General features: G+C 70.7%; 14 protein-coding genes. 7 read left to right on the top strand and 7 right to left on the bottom strand.

The genetic code is table 11. The annotated features are described in order from the left end of the window. The first annotated feature begins 71 nt into the window (after window positions 1–71). Together ACIBL4_RS21480 and ACIBL4_RS21475 are read left to right on the top strand one after the other, a co-directional pair. On the top strand, window positions 72–1,127 hold the full coding sequence (locus ACIBL4_RS21480) for an LLM class F420-dependent oxidoreductase (RefSeq protein ID WP_399412332.1): 1,056 nt from the start codon (window positions 72–74) through the stop codon (window positions 1,125–1,127). Window positions 1,128–1,410: 283 nt separating this feature from the next. Further along, a complete protein-coding gene (locus ACIBL4_RS21475; protein WP_399412330.1) occupies window positions 1,411–2,199 on the top strand; it encodes a ferritin-like domain-containing protein in 789 nt (262 codons plus the stop codon). 32 nt (window positions 2,200–2,231) lie between these two features. Here the strand turns inward: ACIBL4_RS21475 and corA are convergent, their stop codons facing one another. Then, complete coding sequence (corA, locus tag ACIBL4_RS21470; RefSeq protein WP_399412328.1) at window positions 2,232–3,227, bottom strand: magnesium/cobalt transporter CorA; 996 nt, start codon at window positions 3,225–3,227, stop codon at window positions 2,232–2,234. Between the two features lie 61 nt (window positions 3,228–3,288). On the opposite strand from corA, the gene ACIBL4_RS21465 reads away from it, so the two are divergent. The 4 genes from ACIBL4_RS21465 (at window position 3,289) to mshC (ending at window position 6,762) form a co-directional block, all read left to right on the top strand. Next, a complete protein-coding gene (locus ACIBL4_RS21465) occupies window positions 3,289–3,975 on the top strand; it encodes a histidine phosphatase family protein (protein ID WP_399412326.1) in 687 nt (228 codons plus the stop codon). A gap of 78 nt (window positions 3,976–4,053) precedes the next feature. Then, window positions 4,054–4,644, top strand: a complete 591-nt coding sequence (locus ACIBL4_RS21460) for a DUF3090 domain-containing protein (protein WP_086600096.1) — start codon at window positions 4,054–4,056, stop codon at window positions 4,642–4,644. Next, window positions 4,608–5,438 (top strand): SCO1664 family protein, encoded by an 831-nt coding sequence (locus tag ACIBL4_RS21455; RefSeq protein WP_399412323.1) that lies wholly within the window; start codon window positions 4,608–4,610, stop codon window positions 5,436–5,438. The genes ACIBL4_RS21460 and ACIBL4_RS21455 overlap by 37 nt, the downstream gene beginning before the upstream one ends. Before the next feature lie 94 nt (window positions 5,439–5,532). Next, window positions 5,533–6,762, top strand: a complete 1,230-nt coding sequence (mshC, locus tag ACIBL4_RS21450) for a cysteine--1-D-myo-inosityl 2-amino-2-deoxy-alpha-D-glucopyranoside ligase (protein WP_399412322.1) — start codon at window positions 5,533–5,535, stop codon at window positions 6,760–6,762. A gap of 65 nt (window positions 6,763–6,827) precedes the next feature. Here mshC and ACIBL4_RS21445 read toward each other — a convergent pair whose 3' ends face one another. The 6 genes from ACIBL4_RS21445 to ACIBL4_RS21420 all read right to left on the bottom strand — a co-directional run bounded on the left by ACIBL4_RS21445 (window position 6,828) and on the right by ACIBL4_RS21420 (window position 13,916). Next, entirely contained in the window at window positions 6,828–7,811 is a 984-nt protein-coding gene (locus ACIBL4_RS21445) for a PAC2 family protein (protein ID WP_399412320.1), read from the bottom strand. 157 nt (window positions 7,812–7,968) lie between these two features. After that, complete coding sequence (locus tag ACIBL4_RS21440) at window positions 7,969–8,640, bottom strand: FadR/GntR family transcriptional regulator (protein WP_399412317.1); 672 nt, start codon at window positions 8,638–8,640, stop codon at window positions 7,969–7,971. A 184-nt stretch (window positions 8,641–8,824) separates the two neighbouring features. Beyond that, window positions 8,825–10,441, bottom strand: a complete 1,617-nt coding sequence (locus ACIBL4_RS21435) for an FAD-dependent oxidoreductase (RefSeq protein WP_399412316.1) — start codon at window positions 10,439–10,441, stop codon at window positions 8,825–8,827. An 8-nt stretch (window positions 10,442–10,449) separates the two neighbouring features. Next, window positions 10,450–11,988, bottom strand: a complete 1,539-nt coding sequence (gene glpK / locus ACIBL4_RS21430) for a glycerol kinase GlpK (protein WP_193504432.1) — start codon at window positions 11,986–11,988, stop codon at window positions 10,450–10,452. A gap of 83 nt (window positions 11,989–12,071) precedes the next feature. Then, window positions 12,072–12,863: an MIP/aquaporin family protein gene (locus ACIBL4_RS21425; RefSeq protein WP_356925532.1), complete on the bottom strand. Its 792-nt coding sequence runs from the start codon at window positions 12,861–12,863 to the stop codon at window positions 12,072–12,074. A 279-nt stretch (window positions 12,864–13,142) separates the two neighbouring features. Beyond that, a complete protein-coding gene (locus tag ACIBL4_RS21420) occupies window positions 13,143–13,916 on the bottom strand; it encodes an IclR family transcriptional regulator (protein ID WP_020276830.1) in 774 nt (257 codons plus the stop codon). A gap of 339 nt (window positions 13,917–14,255) precedes the next feature. On the opposite strand from ACIBL4_RS21420, the gene metH reads away from it, so the two are divergent. After that, a complete protein-coding gene (gene metH, locus ACIBL4_RS21415; RefSeq protein WP_399412313.1) occupies window positions 14,256–17,768 on the top strand; it encodes a methionine synthase in 3,513 nt (1,170 codons plus the stop codon). The last annotated feature ends 26 nt before the right edge of the window (window positions 17,769–17,794 follow it).

Genomic DNA, 17,794 nt, shown 5'->3' with positions numbered 1-17,794 from the left:
CCTAGGTCCCCGCCGAGCCGCACGCTAAGGTCTCCGCACGTGCACGTTACTGATCGGTAAGGGGATTCGGCATGCAGCTCGGTATCAACCTCGGCTACTGGGGTGCCGGAATGGACGCGGACAATCTGGCCGTCGCCCAGGAGGCCGACCGGCTCGGATACGCCGTCTGCTGGGCCGCCGAGGCCTACGGCTCCGACGCCGCCACCGTACTGACCTGGGTCGCCGCCCAGACCGAACGCATCGACGTCGGCTCCGCCATCTTCCAGATCCCGGCCCGCCAGCCCGCGATGACAGCCATGACGGCGGCCACCCTCGACTCTCTCTCCGGCGGCCGCTTCCGCCTCGGCCTCGGAGTCTCCGGCCCGCAGGTCTCCGAAGGCTGGTACGGCGTCAAGTTCGACAAGCCCCTGGCACGCACGCGTGAGTACGTCGAGATCGTCCGCAAGGCCATGACGCGCGAGCGCCTGTCCTACGAGGGGCAGCACTGGACGCTGCCCCTGCCCGGCGGCCCGGGCAAGCCCATCAAGCTGACCGTGCACCCGCAGCGCGAGCACATCCCGCTGTACATCGCCGCGATCGGCCCGAAGAACCTGGAGCAGACCGGCGAGATCGCCGACGGCGCCCTGCTGATCTTCCCCTCCGCCGACCACCTGGAGGAGACGACGATCAAGTACCTGCGCGCCGGGCGCGAGAAGGCCGGCAAGACCCTCGACGGCTTCGACGTCTGCCCGACCGTCCCGCTCGCCGTCGGCGACGACAAGGACGTCGCCGCGCTCGCCGACACCTTCCGCCCCTACACCGCGCTGTACGTCGGCGGCATGGGCAGCCCCAAGCAGAACTTCTACAACCAGCTCGCCCAGCGCATGGGCTACGAGAAGGAGGCCGCCGAGATCCAGGCCAAGTACCTGTCCGGCGACAAGCAGGGCGCCGCGGCCGCCGTCCCGCACGAGCTGATCGACAAGACCACGCTGCTGGGGTCCGTCGACCGGATCGCGGACCGGATGAAGGCCTACGCGGAGGCCGGCGTCACCACCCTGAGCCTCGCCCCGGCGGGCTTCACCCTCGACGAGCGGCTCGCGTCCCTCCGCGCCGGCACCGAGGCCCTGGAGCGCGCCGGGCTCGCCTGACACGAGGCACCCGGCGGAGTTGTCTGCGGCCGTGGTGGGGGCTCGAGGGTCTTCCCCGCCACGGCCGTCACGCAGAACAACGCCCCGCGCCTCCCGCGGTTACGCGGGATCTCCCCGCCCCGGCGGCGGAGACCCCGCGGCCGTGCCGGATCGCCTGTCCTCCATTCGGCGGAGTTGTCCGTCGCACCTGTTGCAGCGCCTTTCGTCCCGCACTTGACTCGTTCTTTGCGACAAACCTGCGGAATCACGCAGCACGCGCACGTGCGCGGGAGAGGTGCTCACGATGCTTTCGGCCAAGAGTGTGTTCCAGGAGATCCTCGCCGACGACGAGGCCTTCGCCCTGTTCTGCTCCATCGCCGCGAGCGGCGAGTCCCAGGGCGGCTGGGAGAACGCCCGGATCGCCGCGCTCGTCCCCGACAGCGAGCGGGAACTCGCCCCCAAGATCACCCGGCACGGCGCCGACGAGGACAAGCACGGCCGGATCTTCAACGCCCTGCTGAAGAAGCGCGGCCTCGACCCCGTCCCGGTCCCGCCGGAGACCGACTACACGATGCTCCTGGAGAAGAACGGGATCGGTCTCGCGCACGAGCAGCTGGGCCGTGACGAGCGGCTCACGGTCCAGGACGTCGTCACGTACCTCTCGCACAGCAGGGTCACCGAACAGCGCGCCTCCGAGCAGATGCAACTGCTCCGCAAGCACTTCGCCGACGACCCCGACATCGGCCGCGCCGTCAAGCAGATCTCCCACGACGAGGACAACCACCTCGCCTACTGCCACGAGGAACTGCTGCGCTTCGCCTACGCGGGTCACGGCCGGGCCATCCAGCGGACCCTGCGCGCCTGCGCGCTCGCCGAGATCCGGATCCACCGGGACGTCAGCCTCGCCGTCATGGCGCACATGGGCCGCATCCTCGGCTGGTCCAGGCCCAAGTCGGCGGTGCTCGCGGCGGGCATCCACGCCATGTACGCCTACGAACGGCTGGGCGGCTGGCGCCGGATGGTGTCGCTGAAGATGCCCGAGCGCCGCGACGCCCTCGGCGGACCCGCGTCCACGGCCCCCGAGTTCGCCTGAGCCGGCCCGCCCGCAGCCGGCCCCGGCCCGTCCTACAGCCAGCCCCGGCGCTTGAACAGCCGGAACACCAGCACCTCGAGTACGGCCATCACCGCGATCAGCGCCGGATAGGACCACTCCCAGCGCAGCTCGGGCATGTGCTCGAAGTTCATGCCGTAGATCCCCGCGAGCATCGTGGGGATCGCGGCCATGGCCGCCCACGCGGAGATCTTCCGCATGTCGTCGTTCTGCCGGACGCTCATCTGCGCCAGATGCGCGTTGAGGATGTCCGACACCAGCCGGTCCAGGTTCTCCACCGACTCGTTCACGCGCGTGAGGTGATCGCTGACGTCCCGGAAGAACGGCCGCGCCCGGTCGTCCACGAACGGCACGGCCACGCCGGCGGGTGCCGTGCCCGCCAGCCGGCTCATCGGCAGGGCCAGCGGCCCGGTCGCCCGGCGGAACTCCAGGACCTGCCGCTTGAAGTTGTAGATCCGGGAGGCGGTGTGCCGCGAGCCCCCGTCGTCCGGCGAGAAGACCTCCGCCTCCAGTCCCTCCAGGTCGGCCTGCAGCTCGGTGGCGACCTCCAGGTAGTGGTCGACGGCGGCGTCGGCGACCGCGTAGAGGACGGAGGTGGGACCCGTGCCCAGCAGGTCCGGCTCCTGCTCCAGTCGGCGCCGTACGGCCTTGAGCGGGGCGCCCTCGCCGTGCCGGACGGTGACGACGAACGCGTCGCCCAGGAAGATCATGATCTCGCCGGTGGAGACGGTGTCGCTCTGCGGCTCGTACGCCACCGGCTTGAGCACCAGGAAGAGCGAGTCGTCGTACACCTCCAGCTTGGGCCGCTGGTGGGCCTTGAGGGCGTCCTCGACGGCCAGCGGATGCAGCCCGAACTCCTGGGTCACGAGGTCGAATTCGCGTTCCGTCGGCTCATGCAGCCCGATCCACACGAAACCGCCCGCCGCCCGGGCCTCACCCAGGGCGTCGGAGAAGTCCTCCGGCCCTTCCGACCGGTGTCCCTCGCGGTAGATGGCACAGTCGACGATCACGAAGCGAGTCTCCCGTCACTCGAACGACACCGTACGCGCGCGTGCGCCTACGCTGGACCGCATGCCCACGTTGATCCTGGTCCGGCACGGACGTTCCACCGCCAACACCGAGGGACTGCTCGCCGGCTGGACGCCCGGTGTCGCCCTCGACGAACGCGGCGCGGCGCAGGCCGCCGCGCTGCCCGGGCGGCTCGCCGAACTGCCCCTCGCCGAGATCGTCACCAGCCCGCTCCAGCGCTGCCAGGAGACGATCCGGCCTCTTCTCCGGGCCCGGCCGGACCTCAGCCCGCACACCGACGAGCGCATCGGCGAGTGCCACTACGGCGACTGGTCGGGGCGCAAGCTCGACGAGCTCAAGGACCAGCCCCTGATGGAGGTTGTGCAGGCGCACCCGTCCGCCGCGGCGTTCCCCGGCGGCGAGTCGATGCGGGCCATGCAGACACGCGCCGCCGAGGCCGTACGCGAGTGGAACGCGCGCGTGGAGCGCGACCACGGCGCCGACGCCGTCTACCTCATGTGCTCGCACGGCGACGTCATCAAGTCGCTCGTCGCGGACGCACTCGGACTTCATCTGGACCTCTTCCAGCGGATTTCCGTTGAACCGTGTTCCATCACCGCGATCCGCTACACCCGGTTGCGTCCGTTTCTCGTCCGCCTCGGCGACACCGGCGACTTCACGTCCCTGGTGCCGCGCGAGGAACCGCCGGGCGACGAGGCCCCCGTCGGGGGTGGTGCGGGCGCACCGTGATCGTCGGCCGCAGTAGGGTGAAGCGGTCGCAGCAGTGCCGTAGTCACACGGTTCCCACGATTCCAATGGAGACAGGACGTGTCCCGTCAGGTGTTCCTCTACGACCATCCGGAGCGTTTCGTGGCCGGTACGGTCGGACTGCCCGGGCGCCGTTCGTTCTTCCTCCAGGCCTCCGCCGGCTCCCGGGTGACCAGCGTGGCCCTGGAGAAGACCCAGGTCGCCGCGCTCGCCGAACGCATGGACGAGCTGCTCGACGAGGTCGTGCGCCGTAGCGGAGGCAGCGCCGCCGTCCCCGCCGTCGCACCGTCGGAGATCACCGACACCGCCCCGCTGGACACCCCCATCGAGGAGGAGTTCAGGGTCGGCACCATGGCGCTCGCCTGGGACGGCGAGGAGCAGCTGATGATCGTCGAGGCGCAGGCGCTCGTCGAGCTCGACGCCGACACCGAGGAGGACCTCGCCGAGGCCGAGGAGCGGCTGCTCCAGGACGAGGAGAACGGGCCCCCGATGCTGCGGGTGCGGCTCACCGGCGCGCAGGCGAGGGCCTTCGCCAAGCGCGCCCTCGACATCGTCAACGCCGGGCGGCCGCCGTGCCCGCTGTGCAGCCTCCCGCTCGACCCGGAAGGACACGTATGTCCGCGCCAGAACGGATACCGCCGCGGAGCGTGACACCTCCTCCTGACGCCGACGAACTGCTCGCCCGGGGCGAACTCACCGTGCGCGGGCGCATCCGTGAGGCGTCCAACGCGGCCCTGTACTGCACGGTCTCCCTCGACGGCCGGGACGCGGCCTGCATCTACAAGCCGGTCGCCGGGGAGCGGCCCCTGTGGGACTTCCCCGACGGGACGCTCGCCCAGCGCGAGGTCGCCGCGTACGAGGTCTCCGAGGCGACCGGCTGGGGCCTGGTCCCGCCCACCGTGCTGCGGGACGGCCCCTACGGCGAGGGCATGTGCCAGCTGTGGGTCGAGGCGGCGCCGGAGGCGGAGCTGCTCGCCCTGGTCGACGCCGAGGAACCGGAGCCGGGCTGGAAGGCCATCGGCTTCGCCGAGGTCGGCGAGGGCCGCACCGCGCTCCTCGTCCACGCGGACGACGAGCGGCTGCGGCGGCTCGCCGTGCTGGACGCGGTGCTCAACAACGCCGACCGCAAGGGCGGGCACCTGCTGCCGACCGGCGAGGGGCGGCTGTACGGGATCGACCACGGGGTCACCTTCAACGTCGAGAACAAGCTGCGGACCCTGCTGTGGGGGTGGGCGGGGGAGCCCCTCACACGGGAGGCCGTCGACGTTCTCGAAGGCCTCAGGAAGGTCCTGGCGGAGGGCGGTCCCCTCGCCGCCCGGCTCCAGCCGCTGATCACCGGCGCGGAGATCGACGCCACACGCGCGCGGGTCAGCGCACTGCTCGCCTCGGGGAAGCATCCGGAGCCGAGCGGGGAGTGGCCGGCGATCCCCTGGCCCCCCGTGTAGCAGCACAGCCGCCGAGCTCCCGCAAGAGCGCCTTCTCGGCCGTCCGGCCCGCTCTCATTCGTATATGGAACTTCAGTCCGGTTAGGCTCAAGGCATGCATGCCTGGCCCGCTTCCGAGGTCCCCGCCCTGCCTGGTCAGGGCCGCGACCTGAGGATCCACGACACCGCGACCGGTGGTCCGGTCACCCTCGACCCCGGTCCCGTCGCCCGTATCTACGTCTGTGGCATCACCCCGTACGACGCCACCCACATAGGACACGCGGCGACCTACAACGCGTTCGACCTCGTGCAGCGCGTGTGGCTCGACACCAAGCGGCAGGTTCACTACGTCCAGAACGTCACCGACGTCGACGACCCGCTCCTGGAGCGGGCACAGCGCGACGGCATCGACTGGGCCGCGCTCGCCGAGCAGGAGACGGCCCTCTTCCGTGAGGACATGACGGCCCTGCGGATGCTCCCGCCGCGCGAGTACATAGGCGCCGTCGAGGCCATACCCGGGATCGTCCCGCTCGTCGAGCGGCTGCGGGACATGGGCGCGGCGTACGAACTCGAAGGCGACGTGTACTTCTCCGTCGAGTCCGACCCGCATTTCGGCAAGGTCTCCGGGCTCGACGCCGCGGCGATGCGGCTGCTGTCCGCCGAGCGCGGCGGCGACCCCGACCGGCCGGGCAAGAAGAACCCGCTCGACCCGATGCTGTGGATGGCGGCCCGGGAGGGCGAGCCCAGCTGGGACGGCGGATCGCTCGGGCGCGGACGCCCCGGCTGGCACATCGAGTGCGTGGCCATCGCCCTCGACCACCTCGGCATGGGCTTCGACATCCAGGGCGGCGGCTCCGACCTGGTCTTCCCGCACCACGAGATGGGCGCCTCGCACGCCCAGGCCCTCACCGGCGAGTTCCCCATGGCCAAGGCGTACGTGCACGCCGGCATGGTCGCCCTCGACGGCGAGAAGATGTCCAAGTCCAAGGGCAACCTGGTCTTCGTTTCCACGCTCCGGCGCGAGGGCGTCGACCCGGCCGCCATCCGGCTCGCGCTGCTCGCCCACCACTACCGCGCCGACTGGGAGTGGACCGACCAGGTCCTCGAGGACGCCGTAGCCCGGCTCGGCCGCTGGCGGGCCGCCGTGTCCCGGCCCGACGGGCCGCCGGCGGAGGCGCTCGTGGCGGAGATCCGCGAGGCCCTCGCCGACGACCTGGACGCCCCCACCGCGCTCACCGCGGTCGACCGCTGGGCGGCGCTCCAGGAGCGCAGCGGCGGCACGGACGAGGGCGCCCCCGGGGTGGTCTCCCGGGCGGTGGACGCCCTGCTGGGCGTCGCGCTGTAGCCGTACAGCACGCGAAGGGGCGCCTCCCGGCCGGGAGGCGCCCCTTGTGCTGTGCTCGGTTCCGCTCAGTCCTCCGACGACTCCTCGTCGTCCGTGCCCGGCTTGGGCGGCTTCGGGGGCCGCGTACGGCCGCTGGGGTTGTCCCGCAGGTACGACGTGCTGTCGCTGCCGTCCGCCGTGGCGTGCCCGCCGGAGGCGGTCGGTCCGCCGCCGTCCCGGCGCCGCAGATAGCGCTCGAACTCGCGGGCGATCGCCTCGCCGGACGCCTCCGGCAGCTCGGCGGTGTCCCGGGCCTCCTCCAGCGACTGGACGTACTCGGCGACCTCGCTGTCCTCGGCGGCCAGCTGGTCCACGCCGACCTGCCAGGCGCGCGCGTCCTCGGGCAGCTCGCCCAGCGGAATGCGCACGTCGATCAGGTCCTCCAGCCGGTTCAGCAGGGCCAGCGTGGCCTTCGGGTTCGGCGGCTGCGACACGTAGTGCGGCACCGCCGCCCACAGCGAGACGGCCGGCACGCCCGCGTGCGTGCATGCCTCCTGGAGGACGCCGACGATGCCCGTGGGCCCCTCGTACTTGGTCTCCTCCAGGTCCATGCGGCGGGCCAGGTCCGGGTCGGACGTCGTCCCGCTGATCGGAACCGGGCGGGTGTGCGGGGTGTCACCGAGCAGGGCGCCCAGCACGACCACCAGTTCCACGCCGAGTTCGTGTGCGAAGCCGAGCAGTTCGTGGCAGAACGACCGCCATCGCATGGACGGTTCGATGCCCCGGACCAGGACGAGATCGCGTGGCTTGTCCCCGCCGACCCGGACCACCGACAGCCTTGTCGTCGGCCAGGTGATCTTGCGGACGCCGGCTTCCATGAACACCGTCGGGCGGTTGACCTGGAAGTCGTAGTAGTCCTCGGCGTCCAGCGCCGCGAAGACCTCGCCCTTCCACTCCCTGTCCAGATGCGCGACCGCGGTGGAGGCGGCGTCGCCGGCATCGTTCCAGCCCTCGAACGCGGCCACCATGACCGGGTCGATCAGCTCGGGAACCCCCTCGAGCTCGATCACCCAGCGCCTCCTTCCGACGTGCCCTCGCGTACCCCCCAACCTTACGGTGTGCCAAGGGGGCGCCCGCAGCCCCCTTGCAGGGGGAGTGACCCCATCACTGCCCCGCGATCCACCGCTGAACACCCCGGATTCATCCGAGCTGTGCGTGAGGCCCTGGTCACAGCGTGGAGCGCAGCCACTGCTCCACGCTCGCGATGTGCACCGTCGCCCACGAGCGCGCCGCCTCGGCGTCCCGGTCCCGCAGGGCCGCGAGGATCGCCCGGTGCTCGCGCAGCGTGCGGCCCACCGCGTCCTCCTGGGTCAGGCCGCGCCAGATCCGGGCCCGGGTCGTGGGGCCCGACAGCCCGTCGAGCAGCGAGCACAGCACGGAGTTGCCCGAGCTGTGCACGATGCCCCGGTGGAACTCCAGGTCGCAGCCGACCAGGTCCTCGACGGACGGGTCGTCACCGAGCTTGTCCAGCTGGGCCGTGAGCGCGTCGAGCTGCTGTTCGCTGATCCGCAGGGCCGCCATCGCCGTCGCCGCCGGCTCCAGGATGCGGCGCACCGCCAGGAACTCCAGGACCGTGTCGTCGCGGTGGAAGTCCACGACGAAGCTCAGCGCCTCCAGCAGCAGCTGCGGATCGAGGCTGGTGACGTAGGTGCCGTCGCCCTGCCGGACGTCCAGGATCCGGATGAGGGACAGGGCGCGCACGGCCTCCCGCAGGGAGTTGCGGGACAGGCCGAGGTCGGCGGCGAGTTCGCTCTCCTTGGGCAGCCGGTCGCCCGGGCGCAGGGCGCCGGAGACGATCATGCCCTTGATCTTCTCGATCGCCTCGTCGGTGACTGCCATGGCCGGCCTCCCTGTCGCTCAAGACCTCCGACGTATCAGGTCATTATGGGGGTCCCGAACGGCGTCGGGAACGCGGAAGGGGCGGCTCCGTCGGCGTGGAACCGCCCCTTCCGGCAACGGGAGCCCCCCGGTCTCCGTTATGGGGTCCCCCGGTCCCCGTGGCGGGGCCCCTCCCTGCCCGTGCCTACTTCTTGTCGAGCAGGTCCTGGACCTTGGCGCGGACGTCGTCCGTGGCCAGGCCGCGGATCGTCAGCGTCGTACGGCGGCGCAGCACGTCGTCCTGCGTCTCGGCCCACTCGTGGTCCCGGGCCCAGACCACCTGCGCCCAGATCTCCGGGGCGTCCGGGTGGACGCGCTCGGCGAGCTCGGGGCTCTCGTTGGCCAGACGGGCGATGTCGAAGGCCAGCGAGCCGTAGTGGGTGGCCAGGTGCCTGGCGGTGTCGGCCGCCATGCGCGGGCCGGGCGCCGGGCGGTCGGTCAGCAGCCGGTGGGCGACCGCGCGCGGGTTGGCGATGCCCGGCAGCGGCAGCTTCTTCGGCAGCGAGCTGATGGGCTCGAAGTCGTCACCCAACGGGTGGCCCGGCAGCGACTCCAGCTTCTTCATGATCGTGCGGCCGATGTGCCGGAACGTGGTCCACTTGCCGCCCGCGACGGACAGCATGCCGCCCCTGCCCTCGGTCACCACCGTCTCGCGCTTGGCCTTCGCGGTGTCGCCGGGTCCGCCCGGCAGCACGCGCAGACCGGCGAAGGCGTACGTGATGAGGTCGCGGCTCAGCTGCTGGTCGCGGACCGAGAAGGCGGCCTCGTCGAGGATCTGGGATATGTCCTTCTCGGTGACCGAGACATCCGCCGGGTCGCCCTCGAACTCCTCGTCGGTGGTGCCGAGGAGCAGCATGTCCTCCCAGGGGAGGGCGAAGGTGATGCGGTACTTGTCGATCGGGGTGGCGAGCGCGGCCTTCCACGGGGAGGTCCGCTTCAGGACCAGGTGCGCGCCCTTCGACAGGCGGATGGAGGGGGCCGCGTTCGGGTCCTCCATCTTCCGCAGGTGGTCGACCCAGGGGCCGGTCGCGTTCAGCACCAGGCGGGCGTTGACACCGAACTCGTCGCCGGAAAGACGGTCCCTGAGCTCGGCGCCCGTCACGCGGCCCTTGGTGAAGCGCAGGCCCGTCACCTCGGCGTGGTTGAGGACGACCGCGCCCGCCTCGACGGCCCCGCGGACCGTCATCAGCGCCATGCGGGCGTCGTTCATCTGGTCGTCGCCGTACACGGCCACGGCCTTGAGGTTCTCGGTGCGCAGCTCGGGCACGTCCTGCGCGGCCTTGGCCGGCGAGAGCAGGTGCCCGACGCCGTCGCCGAAGGCCGACAGTGCGGAGTAGGCGAAGACGCCCGCTCCGAGCTTCGCCGCGCCGTGCGGCCCGCCCTTGTAGACGGGGAGGTAGAACGTGAGCGGGTTCGCCAGGTGGGGAGCCACCTGCCGGGAGACCGCACGGCGCTCGAAGTGGTTCTCCGCCACCAGCTTCACCGCGCCGGTCTGCAGGTAGCGCAGACCGCCGTGGAGCAGCTTGGAGGAGGCGGAGGACGTGGCACCGGCGAAGTCGCCGGCGTCGACCAGAGCCACCCTGAGGCCGGACTGCGCGGCGTGCCAGGCGGTGGAGATGCCCAGAATGCCGCCGCCGATCACGAGAAGGTCGTACGACGCCTTGGCGAGCTGCTCCCTGGTCTCGGCTCGGCTCGGGTTCGAGCCGGAGGACGGGCGCGTCCCCAGGGCAGGCACGGACTTCAGGGTGGACTCAGTGGTCATGCTGTTTCTTACTCCTCGTCCTCGAGCCAGCCCATGGTCCGCTCGACGGCCTTGAGCCAGTTCTTGTACTCACGGGCGCGGGTGTCCGCGTCCATGCGGGGGGTCCACTCGGCGGCCCGGCGCCAGTTGGCGCGCAGGTCGTCGGTGCTGTTCCAGAAGCCGACGGCGAGACCGGCGGCGTAGGCGGCGCCGAGGCAGGTGGTCTCGGCGACCATCGGGCGCACCACGGGGGCGTCCACGAAGTCGGCGAGGGTCTGCATCAGCAGGTTGTTGGAGGTCATGCCGCCGTCGACCTTCAGGGCGGCCAGCTCGACGCCGGAGTCCTTCGTCATGGCGTCGGCGATCTCGCGGGTCTGCCAGGCGGTGGCCTCCAGGACGGCCCGCGCCAGGTGCGCCTTGGTGACGTACCGGGTCAGGCCGGCGATCACACCGCGGGCGTCGGAGCGCCAGTACGGGGCGAACAGGCCGGAGAAGGCCGGCACGAAGTAGGCGCCGCCGTTGTCCTCCACCGACAGCGCGAGCGTCTCGATCTCGGCGGCCGTGGAGATCAGGCCCATCTGGTCGCGCATCCACTGCACCAGCGAACCGGTGACGGCGATCGAGCCCTCCAGGGCGTAGACCGTGTCCTGGTCGCCGATCTTGTAGCCGACGGTGGTCAGCAGGCCGCTGTACGAGTTGATGATCTTGTCGCCGGTGTTCATCACCATGAAGGTGCCGGTGCCGTACGTCGACTTGGTCTCGCCCTCGGCGAAACATGTCTGGCCGAACAGGGCCGCCTGCTGGTCGCCGAGCGCCGAGGCGACGGGGATGCCGCCGAGCAGGTCGCCCAGCTTGCCGCCGGTGATCTCGCCGTAGACCTCGGCGGAGGAGCGGATCTCGGGGAGGATCTGCTTCGGGACACCGATGGACTCGCAGATCTTGTCGTCCCACTCCATGGTGTGCAGGTTCATCAGCATGGTGCGCGAGGCGTTGGTGACGTCCGTGACGTGCTTGCCGCCGTCGGTACCGCCGGTCAGGTTCCAGATGACCCAGCTGTCCATGGTGCCGAAGAGGATGTCGCCCGCCTCGGCGCGCTCCTTCAGCCCGTCGACGTTGTCGAGCAGCCAGCGGGCCTTCGGACCGGCGAAGTAGGAGGCGAGAGGGAGACCCGTCTCGCGGCGGAAGCGGTCCTGGCCCACGTTGCGGCCGAGCTCGCGGCAGAGGGCGTCGGTGCGGGTGTCCTGCCAGACGATGGCGTTGTGGACGGGCTCACCGGTGTTCTTGTCCCACAGCACGGTCGTCTCGCGCTGGTTGGTGATGCCGATGGCCTTGATGTCGTCGCGGGTGATGCCGGCCTTCTCGATGGCCCCGGCGACGACCTCCTGGACGTTCGTCCAGATCTCGGTGGCGTTGTGCTCGACCCAGCCCGGCTTCGGGAAGATCTGCTCGTGTTCCTTCTGGTCGACGGAGACGATCCGGCCGTCGCGGTCGAAGACGATGCAGCGGGAAGAGGTCGTGCCCTGGTCGATGGCGGCGATGAAGGGGCCGGCGGTGTGCGCGTCGGTCACTGTGTGCTCCTGAAAATTCCGGGTTTAAGGGGCTTTACGTACGGCGCGTGCTGGAAGTTTCGCGACGGGCGCGAGGATTGCTTCTAAGCGAACGCGACGTTGTAGATGCCTGCCGCGATGGCGCCGCCGATCAGCGGACCGACCACCGGGACCCAGGCGTAGCCCCAGTCGGAGCCGCCCTTGTTGGGCAGGGGCAGCAGGGCGTGCACGATGCGCGGACCGAGGTCACGCGCCGGGTTGATCGCGTAGCCCGTCGGACCGCCGAGGGACAGGCCGATGGACACCACCACGAGCGCGGTGATCAGCGCGCCCAGCGTGCCCAGGCCGTTGCCCTTGTCGTTCAGGCCCTGGGTGAGCACGGCGAGCACGAGCACGACGGTGCCGATGATCTCCGTGGCGACGTTCTGCCAGGCGACCCGGACCTCGGGCCCGGTGGAGAAGATGCCCAGCACGGGGCCGGCGGCCTTCTCCTGGGCCTCGACGGCCTTGGCCGTGTCCTGCGCGCCCGGACCGCCGACGATCTCCCGGTCGGTGAGGTGGGCTTGGAACTGGCCGTAGTAGGCGATCCAGACCAGGGCGGCACCGATCATGGCGCCGAGGATCTGTCCGGCCCAGTAGACCGGAACGTTCTTCCAGTCACCGTCCTTGATCGCGATCGCGAGGGTCACGGCGGGGTTCAGATGGGCGCCGGACAGCGGCGCCGACGTGTAGACCGCCGTGAGCACCGCGAAGCCCCACCCGAAGGTGATGGCGAGCCAGCCGGCGTTACGGGCCTTGGAGGCCTTCAGCGTAACGGCGGCGCAGACTCCGCCGCCGAGGAGGATGAGTATGGCGGTACCGATGGTCTCGCCGATGAAGATGTCGGAGCTGGACACCCGCGACTCCTTTGTCCTTCGTCCAGGGGTGAAGTTCTGTACCGGCCTGGCGTTGTCACACTCTAGCGCGTATTGCCGGTAGCTGTTCGACAATGTCGACCGATGGACGGGAGTCTTGCTTCGGCGTTACGAGCACGTCAAGGGCTGTGTTGTCGAAAACACGATCGTTACTGATCGCCGCGGCTCCCGGGGATCTCCAGCGCGGTTCGCCGGCGGCCGGTGCGCGGGCATGCCGAGGACCGGAACGCCCCGTGGCGCCCCGGTCCTTCCCTGTCCCGGTCAGAAGCGCCCGGCACCCAGATCCCGCGAGACCGCGCGGGCGCAGTCCCGGACCGCCGCGATCAGCTCGGGGCGCAGCGCTCGCTCTTCGTCGGGCCGGCACAGCCGCTCCACAGCGCCCGTGATGCCGACCGCGCCGACCGGCATGCGGCGCCGGTCGTGGATGGGCGCGGCCAGGGAGGCGACGCCCTCCCAGGTCTCCTCGACGTCCGCCGCGTAACCACGCGCGCGGGTGACGTCGAGGATGTGCTCGAAGTCCTCCGGCTCACACACGGTCCGGTCCGTGAACGCCTTGCGGTCGGCCTCCAGGGCCTCGCTGTGCGCCACCGGGTCGTAGGCGGAGAGCACCTTGCCCAGAGCCGTGGAGTGCAGCGGCTGCATGGCCCCGATCTCCAGGACCTGGCGGCTGTCGTCGGGCCGGAACACGTGGTGCACGATCAGCACGCCCTGCTGGTGCAGCACTCCCAGGTAGACGCTCTCGCCGCTGGAGCGGGCCAGGTCGTCGGTCCACACCAGGGCGCGCGCCCGCAGCTCGTGCACGTCGAGGTAGGTGGTGCCCAGGCGCAGCAGTTCCGCGCCGAGCTGGTAGCGCCCCGAGGTGTCGTCCTGCTCCACGAAGCCCTCCTGCTGGAGGGTGCGCAGGATGCCGTGAGCGGTGCCTTTGGCCAGGCCGAGCGACGAGGCGATGTCCGACAGGCCGAGCCGCCGCTCGCCGCCCGCGAGCAGCCGCAGCATCGCGGCCGCCCGTTCGAGCGACTGGATGTTCCGTGCCATCGCCGTACTGCCTCCGTCCCCTTCGACCGCCGACCAGCGGCGCCCGCAGCCTTTGTTCGGCAATGCCGAACACTACCGGTCGTTGCCGACCTCTCGCTAATGGCGGTCACCATTTGTTGCGTCGGCGGGTCGTCACGAATGGCTCACCAGGGGCACAGCAGGGGGACATCAGTGGCACAAAGGCCGCTCGGGACGCCACGCGCGTCCGTCCCGTGGACGCCCTGCCCATAGCGGCCCGCGCCCGGTTACGCTGGCGCCGTGCGCCGTTCCCCCGGATGCCCCCCGTGTGTCCGGGAAGCCGCATAGCCGACAGCCGTCGCACTCGAGGGAGCCCTTTACATGGCCTCGTTGCCACCGACCCCTTCCGACAGCCGGACCCGCGTGTCCGCCCTCCGAGAGGCCCTGGCCAGCCGTGTGGTCGTGGCCGACGGGGCCATGGGCACCATGCTCCAGGCGCAGGACCCGACGCTCGAGGACTTCGAGAATCTCGAAGGCTGTAACGAGATCCTCAACGTGACCCGGCCGGACATCGTCCGTTCCGTCCACGACGCGTACTTCGCGGTCGGCGTCGACTGCGTCGAGACCAACACCTTCGGCGCCAACCACACGGCCGCGGCGGAGTACGAGATCTCCGACCGAGTGCACGAACTGTCCGAGGCGGGTGCCCGGATCGCCCGCGAGGCGGCCGACGAGTACGCCGCCCGGGACGGCCGGCCGCGCTGGGTGCTCGGCTCGATCGGCCCCGGCACCAAGCTGCCCACGCTCGGCCACGTCACCTACGGCACCATCCGCGACGGCTACCAGGCCAACGCCGAGGGCCTGCTCGCCGGCGGCGCCGACGCGCTGCTCGTGGAGACCACGCAGGACCTGCTCCAGACGAAGGCCTCCATTCTCGGCGCCCGCCGGGCCATGCAGGCCACCGGCGTCGAGGTGCCCCTGCTGTGCTCCATGGCCTTCGAGACCACCGGCACCATGCTGCTCGGCTCCGAGATCGGCGCGGCGCTGACCGCGCTGGAGCCGCTCGGCATCGACATGATCGGCCTGAACTGCTCCACCGGCCCCGCCGAGATGAGCGAGCACCTGCGCTATCTGACGCGCCACTCGCGCATCCCGCTGCTGTGCATGCCGAACGCCGGCCTGCCGATCCTCACCAAGGACGGCGCCCACTTCCCGCTCGACCCCGAGGGCCTGGCCGACGCCCAGCAGAACTTCGTCCGGGACTACGGCCTGTCCCTGGTCGGCGGCTGCTGCGGCACCACGCCGGAGCACCTGCGCCAGCTGGTGGAGCGCGTCCGGGACGTCACCCCGAGCGAGCGCAGCCCGCAGCCCGAGCCGGGCGCGGCGTCGCTGTACCAGTCGGTGCCGTTCCGGCAGGACACCTCCTACCTGGCCATCGGCGAGCGCACCAACGCCAACGGCTCGAAGAAGTTCCGCGAGGCCATGCTGGACGGCCGCTGGGACGACTGCGTGGAGATGGCCCGCGAGCAGATCCGCGAGGGCGCGCACATGCTCGACCTGTGCGTGGACTACGTCGGCCGCGACGGCGTCGCCGACATGGAGGAGCTGGCCGGACGCTTCGCGACCGCCTCCACGCTGCCGATCGTGCTGGACTCCACCGAGGTCGAGGTGATCCGGGCCGGTCTGGAGAAGCTCGGCGGCCGCGCGGTGATCAACTCGGTGAACTACGAGGACGGCGCCGGCCCCGAGTCCCGCTTCGCCAAGGTCACCCAGCTGGCCAGGGAGCACGGCGCCGCGCTGATCGCGCTGACCATCGACGAGGAGGGCCAGGCCCGCACCGCCGAGAAGAAGGTCGAGATCGCCGAACGGCTCATCGACGACCTGACGGGCAACTGGGGCATCCACGAGGAGGACATCCTCGTCGACTGTCTGACCTTCACCATCTGCACCGGCCAGGAGGAGTCCCGCAAGGACGGCATCGCCACCATCGAGGGCATCCGCGAGCTGAAGCGGCGCCACCCGAAGGTGCAGACCACGCTGGGCCTGTCGAATATCTCCTTCGGCCTCAACCCGGCAGCCCGCATCCTGCTCAACTCCGTCTTCCTCGACGAGTGCGTCAAGGCGGGCCTGGACTCGGCGATCGTGCACGCGTCGAAGATCCTTCCGATCGCCCGCTTCAGCGAGGAGGAGGTCCAGACGGCTCTGGACCTCATCTACGACCGCCGCGCCGAGGGCTACGACCCGCTGCAGAAGCTCATGCAGCTGTTCGAGGGCGCCACCGCCAAGTCCCTCAAGGCCGGCAAGGCCGAGGAACTGGCCGCCCTGCCGCTGGACGAGCGCCTGAAGCGGCGCATCATCGACGGCGAGAAGAACGGCCTGGAGGCCGACCTCGACGAGGCCCTGCAGTCCCGCCCCGCGCTCGACATCGTCAATGAGACGCTGCTGGAGGGTATGAAGGTCGTCGGTGAGCTGTTCGGCTCCGGCCAGATGCAGCTGCCGTTCGTCCTGCAGTCGGCCGAGGTGATGAAGACGGCCGTCGCCCACCTCGAACCGCACATGGAGAAGACCGACGAGGCCGGCAAGGGCACGATCGTGCTGGCCACCGTGCGCGGCGATGTGCACGACATCGGCAAGAACCTCGTCGACATCATCCTGACCAACAACGGCTACAACGTCGTCAACCTGGGCATCAAGCAGCCGGTCTCCGCGATCCTGGACGCCGCCGAGGAGCACAAGGCCGACGTCATCGGCATGTCCGGTCTCCTGGTCAAGTCCACGGTGATCATGAAGGAGAACCTGGAGGAGCTGAACCAGCGCGGCCTGGCCGCCCGCTTCCCGGTCATCCTCGGCGGAGCCGCCCTCACCCGCGCCTACGTCGAACAGGACCTGCACGAGATCTACCAGGGCGAGGTCCGCTACGCCCGCGACGCCTTCGAGGGCCTGCGCCTCATGGACGCCCTGATCGGCGTCAAGCGGGGCGTGCCCGGCGCGAAGCTGCCCGAGCTGAAGCAGCGACGGGTCCGGGCCACCGCCCCGGCCGCCGTGGAGGAGCGTCCCGAGGAGGGGCACGTCCGCTCCGACGTCGCCACCGACAACCCGGTCCCCGAGCCGCCCTTCCGCGGCACCCGCGTGATCAAGGGCATCCAGCTCAAGGAGTACGCGAGCTGGCTCGACGAGGGCGCCCTGTTCAAGGGCCAGTGGGGCCTGAAGCAGGCCCGCACCGGCGAGGGCCCGTCGTACGAGGAACTGGTCGAGAGCGAGGGCCGGCCCCGGCTGCGCGGGCTGCTGGACAAGCTCCAGACGGAGAACCTGCTGGAGGCGGCCGTGGTCTACGGCTACTTCCCGTGCGTCTCCAAGGACGACGACCTGATCATCCTGGACGAGCAGGGCAACGAGCGCACCCGCTTCACCTTCCCGCGCCAGCGCCGCGGCCGTCGCCTGTGCCTGGCCGACTTCTTCCGCCCGGAGGAGTCCGGCGAGACCGACGTCGTCGGCCTCCAGGTCGTCACCGTCGGCTCGCGCATCGGCGAGGAGACCGCGCGGCTCTTCGAGGCCAACGCCTACCGCGACTACCTCGAACTGCACGGCCTGTCCGTGCAGCTGGCCGAGGCGCTCGCCGAGTACTGGCACGCGCGCGTGCGCTCCGAACTCGGCTTCGCCGGCGAGGACCCGGACGAGATGCAGGGCATGTTCGAGCTGAAGTACCGGGGCGCCCGCTTCTCGCTCGGCTACGGCGCCTGCCCCAACCTGGAGGACCGCGCGAAGATCGCCGACCTGCTCCAGCCGGAGCGCATCGGCGTCCACCTGTCCGAGGAGTTCCAGCTGCACCCCGAGCAGTCCACGGACGCCATCGTGATCCACCACCCGGAGGCGAAGTACTTCAACGCCCGCTGAGCAGCCCCCTCGGGCGCATGCCACAG

Origin of the sequence: Streptomyces sp. NPDC050416, assembly GCF_044458845.1 — a bacterium.
Lineage (GTDB): Bacteria > Actinomycetota > Actinomycetes > Streptomycetales > Streptomycetaceae > Streptomyces.
Note: the sequence above shows the minus strand (reverse complement) of the source record. Positions and strands in the feature narration are given on the sequence as shown.